Below are 5732 nucleotides of genomic sequence, written 5' to 3'. Positions count from 1 at the left end.
GGCGGGGCGGGGGGGGGGGGGGGTTGGCGCCCCCCGGGGGGGGGGGGGGGGGGGGGGGCCCCCCCCCCCCCCGGCCGCATCGATCGATGGGACTCAGTGCTCCGAGGTGCGGGGTGGGAGTCGGTGGCTAGCCGCCACCGCCGCCGCCTCGCCCGTTGCCGTTTCCGCCACCGCCGCCGTCGTCGTCATCTCCCGGCGGAAGGTCCGGACCACCTCCGCCCGGACCGCCGCCAGCGGGCGGGCAGATCAGCGGGGGCGGGTTCGGGCCCTGGCAGATGGGGTTACCACCGGGGTTGTCGCCGGGGTTGCCGCCACCGGGACCCGGGTTGGGGGGCACCGGCGGCGGAGTCTGTACCGGCTCCTTGCCGTTGCCGACCTCCTTGTCACCCATCTTCTTGGCGTCCGGCAGGGACATCGCCTCCTTGCCGGCCAGGGCCTTGCTCATGTACTGCTGCCAGATGTCGGCCGGCAGCCCGCTACCGCCGACGTCTTGACCGCCCTTGGTCTTGATCTGGGGCTTCTTCGGGTCCTTGCTGCCGACCCAGACCGCGGTGGCGACCTGCGGGGTGTAGCCGACCATCCAGGCGTGCGCGTTGTCCTTCTGGTCGTATTCCCAGGTGCCGGTCTTGCCGGCCTCTTCCCGGCCCTCGAGGTTGCCGTTGTTTTCCTTGGGAATTTCCTTCAGGACCGCAGTGACCTCGTCGGCGACGTTCTTCGGGATGCGCTGCTTCGGATCGGCCTTCGCCCCGCCGATCTTCTTCCACTGACCGGTTTCCGGGTCCTGCTGTTCGATCAGCTCGATGAAGTGCGCCTTGTTGTAGACGCCGCCGTTGGCCAGCGTCGCCAGCCCGTTGGCGTGGTCGAGCACGGTGATCGGGTACTGCCCGTACGCCACCACGTTGAAGAAGGGTTCCGGCGCCAGATCCTCCGGCTTCTCCTTCGTCAGGTCGTGCCACTTCGGCGGGATGTCCTTGGTCTCCCACATGGTCCGGACGCCGGCCTGCCGGGCCATCGACAGCACCTTGTCCGCGCCGATCTTCTCGGTCACGTGGTAGAAGGGCACGTTGTACGACCTGACGGTGGATTCCTTGAGCGTGCAGGCCTGGTCACAGGTCTCCCGCACGTCGCGGCCGGCGTTCTGCACCTTGATCTTGGTGTTCTTGACCGTGAACGGCCGGGCGTCCCAGATCGAATCGATCGAGATGCCCTCGTTGATCGCGGCCGCCAGGGTGTAGACCTTGAAGCTCGAGCCCGGCGGGTGGCCACCGCTCAGCACGCCGGCGTTGGTGTTCAGACCCGCGTAGTCGTAGTCCGCGCCGCTGTCGCCGCCGTAGTAGGCCAGCACCTTGCCGCTCTTCGGCTCGACCGAGACCAGCGCGGACATCAGGTTGTCGGGCTGGCCGTAGAGCGGCGAGCCCTTCTTGCGCTGGGCCGCCTTCTCGGCCTCCATCTGCATCTTCCAGTTGATGGTCGTCGTGATCTTGTAACCACCGTCCCGGAGCGCGCTGGAACAGTCGACCTTGTCGGCCGTCGCCGGGCCGAGCGTGCAGAGGCCGCGCTCCGCCATCTCCGCCTTGACGTAGTTGACCACGTTGCCGCGCGGGGTCTTCACCCCGAACGCCTCGTTGGCGCTCTTCCTCTTCTGAATCTCCGGGTAGGTCATCTGGGCCCGCTTCTCCGGCGACAGCCACTTCTTCTGGACCATGCCGTTGAGGACGTACTCCCAGCGGGCCTTGGCCTCCTCGGGGTTGTCCGCCGGGTCGAAGCCCTTGTGCCCGGTGGCCGTGTCGACCTGCGGCTGCTTGATCACCGCCGCCAGCACCGCACCCTCGGCCTCGGTGAGCTTGGAGGCCGACTTGGCGAAGTAGGTCTGCGCCGCGATCTCGATGCCGTACGCACCCCGACCGAAGTAGATCGTGTTGAGGTAGTGCTGCATGATCTCGTCTTTGTCGAACTGGTCGTTCAGCTTGGAGGCGAGGATCGCCTCCTTGACCTTGCGCTGGTAGCTGTCGTCCTGGAGGTTCTCGTACGCGTTGCGGGCGTACTGCTGGGTGATGGTCGAGGCACCCTGCTTGCTGCCGCCGGTGAAGTTGTTCCAGGCGGCTCGGGCGATGCCGGCGTAGTCGACCCCGTCGTGGGTGTAGAAGTTGCGGTCCTCGGCCGAGGCGACCGCGTGCTGCACGTGCTCCGGGATCTGCTTGATCGTGACGATCTGCCGGTTCTCGTCGCCCAGCTTGGCCACGACGTTCTTCTTGTCGGCGGCGTAGACCGTGGTCGCCAGCGGCAGCGGGAGCTGGTCCGGCATCGGGACGCTTGTCGAATACCAGGTCGCGGCGACCACGCCGCCGCCGGCCAGCATGATGAAGACGGCGAAGGCGGCGATCAGCATGTTGACCCGCTTACGCTTCTTGGCCCGCTTCTTCGCCGCCGGGTCGAGGTCACCGGTGCCCCCGCGACCCCGCCGGCCACCGGGACCGTCCGGGTCGTCCGGTCCGCCGGGACCGGCCGGCGAGACGGGTACGACCGCCCGGCCCACCCGGGCCCGACCGGCGGCGCCGTTCGCACCGCCGCCACTGACCGAGGCGGTGCCGACGCTGGCCCGGCCGGCGGAGGCCCGGCCGGCACCGTAGCCGCCACCGGAGCCCGGCGCGTCGGGAACCGAGGCGCTGCCGACGCCGGCCCGGCCACCGACCCGGGCCCGCCCCGGAGAGGCGGAGCCGACCGACGCGGAGCCGGAGGCGGGCGACACCGGCGCGGCCCAACCGCCGTCGGCGGAGCCCCGCCCGGGCGGTGTGGCCCGGCCGGAGGAGGCCCGGCCGCTGACGCTGGCCCGGGCCGACGTGCCGCCGGCCCGGCCGTTGTTGGCGGGCCAGCCGCCCCGGTCACCGTCGGACGAGCGGCGAGCGGCTCCCGGGTCGTCCCAGGACGGGCGCTGGTATGGATCGTCCGCTGGTCCGTGGTCGCCGTTCGCGCCCGGGTACTGGGCCCGACCGCGCGCGGAACTAGGATCGCCGTACGAGTTCATTCGTCACACCCTGCCGGTCGCGGTGATGGCCATGCGCGCCACCACCGGGTTGCCGTGAGTTGGGACACGCTCCACCCGGGATCGGAAACCCCGATCTGCGGATGATGCGACATCGGAAAAAACCGGACTTTTCCGGTTTGCTGGATAAGACTCGTCCTGCCGGCGGGAGAGGATCCCGAGGGCCGGGGAACGAGTCAGGGTCACCGGCGCGCCTCACGCCTTCGTCTGACCGAGGTGCCGTTCGACGCGGCCGCGGCCGCACCCGCGGCCGGCTCGGCGGCGCCGACGCTGTCGTCACCGGAGACGCCGTCCCGGCCGAGCAGGAACTGCTCGACGAGATGGTTCCAGTCGCAGCCGCGGCACACCTCCACCACGTAGACCTGGAACTCACGCAGGGTCATCGCCAGCACCGACAGCTCCGCTCGGGTGCGGGCCTGGCCGGCCGACTGCTTGAGTTCATCGCCGTAAATGTAGTGGACGTGGGTCAGATTTTCCCGTCGGCAGACCGGACAGAGCGTCTCGGTCGGCTCACCGTGGAACCGGGCAGCGTTCTTGAGGTACGGCGAAGCGTCGCACACCTCGTACGTCCCCACCCGACCCGAATGCACCTCACGCAGCACCGCTCGCTTCTGTAGCGAGTAGTCGACGACCTGGCGCTGCGAACGCATGGGCAGAAGAGTACTGGGTCCGGCCGGACGAGGCGACCATCGTCACTTACTGTAATCGAGTCCGTGCCGTGCGGGGGTTTGCCTCGCCGCCCCGAAGGGTCTACCGTGCGATGTATCGGGCCGATACATCGGGCCGACGAACGGGTTCCCAACGACGGGAAGCCACCGGGATCCGACGGAGACACGGAGAGGGGTGCTCGTGCTCGAGCTCGCCATCCTCGGTCTCCTGCAGGAGTCCCCCATGCACGGCTACGAGCTCCGCAAGGAACTCGCCGCCAAGCTCGGGGCGATCCGGGCAGCGATCAGCTACGGCTCGCTCTATCCGACCCTGCGTCGGTTGCAGGCAGCCGGCTGGATCACCGAGGCGGCCGAGACACCGGCCACTGCCGAGGAGATCCCGGCGCTGACCAGCCGTCGCGGGCGCGTCGTCTACAAAATCACCGCGGAGGGCAAGGAACGGTTCGCCGAACTGATCGCCCAGACCGGTCCAGAGAGTTACGAGGACACCGGGTTCGGAGTGCACTTCGCATTCTTCGCCCGTACCGACCGAGCGACCCGACTCCGCATCCTGGAGGGCCGGCGCCGCAAGGTGGAGGAGCGTCGCGAGGGCTTGCGCGACGTGTTGAGCCGGGCGGCCGAACGGCTCGACGCGTACACGCTCGAACTTCAACGTCACGGCCTCGACGCCTGTGAGCGCGAGGTCCGCTGGTTGGAGGAGCTCATCGCCAACGAGCGCTCCGGCCGGACCCCGGATGGGTCCACCCCGGGCACCGGCCCGGGTCCTTCAGAAGAGAACATCCCGCCTCCGCCTGGATAGTCCAGGAATGAGTCGGAGCGGCCGTGATGAACACAAAGGAGGCAAACGCGATGGGCTCCGTCCGCGTCGCCATCGTCGGTGTGGGTAACTGCGCCTCGTCCCTGGTCCAGGGCGTCGAGTACTACCGCAATGCCGACCCCAACGACCGCGTCCCGGGTCTCATGCACGTCACCTTCGGCGACTACCACGTCTCGGACGTGGAGTTCGTCGCGGCGTTCGACGTCGACGCCAAGAAGGTGGGCATGGACCTCGCGGAGGCGATCGTCGCCAGCGAGAACAACACCATCAAGCTCTGCGACGTACCGCCGACCGGCGTACTCGTGCAGCGCGGCCCGACCCTGGACGGGCTGGGCCAGTACTACCGGGAGATCGTCGAGGAGTCCGACCGCCAGCCGGCCGACGTCGTCGCGGCGCTGCGGGAGGCGCGGGTCGACGTCGTGGTCTGTTACCTGCCGGTGGGCTCCGAGGAGGCCGCGAAGTTCTACGCCACGGCCGCGATCGAGGCGGGCTGCGCCTTCGTCAACGCGCTGCCGGTCTTCATCGCCTCCGACCCGGCCTGGGCGCAGAAGTTCGTCGACGCCGGGCTGCCGATCGTCGGCGACGACATCAAGAGCCAGGTCGGCGCGACCATCGTGCACCGGGCGCTGGCCAAGCTCTTCGAGGACCGGGGCGTCGAGCTGCTGCGCACGTACCAGCTCAACTTCGGCGGCAACATGGACTTCATGAACATGCTGGAGCGCAGCCGCCTGGTCTCGAAGAAGATCTCCAAGACCCAGTCGGTGACCTCCCAGATCCCGCACGAGATCAACAAGGGCGACGTGCACATCGGGCCGTCGGACCACGTGCCGTGGCTGGACGACCGCAAGTGGGCGTACATCCGGCTGGAGGGGCGCTCCTTCGGCGACGTACCGCTGAACGCGGAACTCAAGCTCGAGGTCTGGGACTCGCCCAACTCGGCCGGCGTCATCATCGACGCCGTCCGGGCCGCGAAGATCGCCCTGGACCGGGGCGTCGGGGGCCCGATCCTCTCCGCGTCGAGCTACTTCATGAAGTCGCCGCCGGAGCAGTACGCCGACCACGACGCCCACCAGGCCGTCGAGGACTTCATCGCCGGCACCATCGAGCGCTGAGGGTGAGACCCGGTGAGCGGGGTCGGACCGGAAACGGTCCGGCCCCGCTCCTGCTTTCCGGGACGGTGCTCCTGGTCGGCCTGGTCGTGGGG

The 5732-nt window shown here is 69.1% G+C and carries 4 protein-coding genes; 2 read left to right on the top strand and 2 right to left on the bottom strand.

What is annotated here, in order from left to right; all coding sequences use genetic code 11:
- Positions 1 to 127: 127 nt before the first annotated feature.
- Positions 128 to 3025, bottom strand: a complete 2898-nt coding sequence (locus V1634_RS23440; protein WP_331210044.1) for a transglycosylase domain-containing protein — start codon at positions 3023 to 3025, stop codon at positions 128 to 130.
- A 200-nt stretch (positions 3026 to 3225) separates the two neighbouring features.
- Complete coding sequence (locus tag V1634_RS23435; RefSeq protein ID WP_331210043.1) at positions 3226 to 3693, bottom strand: DUF5318 domain-containing protein; 468 nt, start codon at positions 3691 to 3693, stop codon at positions 3226 to 3228.
- Positions 3694 to 3892: 199 nt separating this feature from the next.
- On the opposite strand from V1634_RS23435, the gene V1634_RS23430 reads away from it, so the two are divergent.
- Complete coding sequence (locus V1634_RS23430; protein ID WP_331210045.1) at positions 3893 to 4510, top strand: PadR family transcriptional regulator; 618 nt, start codon at positions 3893 to 3895, stop codon at positions 4508 to 4510.
- Between the two features lie 50 nt (positions 4511 to 4560).
- Complete coding sequence (locus V1634_RS23425) at positions 4561 to 5640, top strand: inositol-3-phosphate synthase (protein WP_331210042.1); 1080 nt, start codon at positions 4561 to 4563, stop codon at positions 5638 to 5640.
- Positions 5641 to 5732 lie beyond the last annotated feature (92 nt).

Source organism: Plantactinospora veratri (assembly GCF_036421995.1).
In the GTDB taxonomy this organism is placed as follows: Bacteria; Actinomycetota; Actinomycetes; order Mycobacteriales; family Micromonosporaceae; genus Plantactinospora; species Plantactinospora veratri.
The sequence above is the reverse complement of the archived record's forward strand: the minus strand, read 5'-3'. Positions and strand labels throughout refer to the sequence as shown.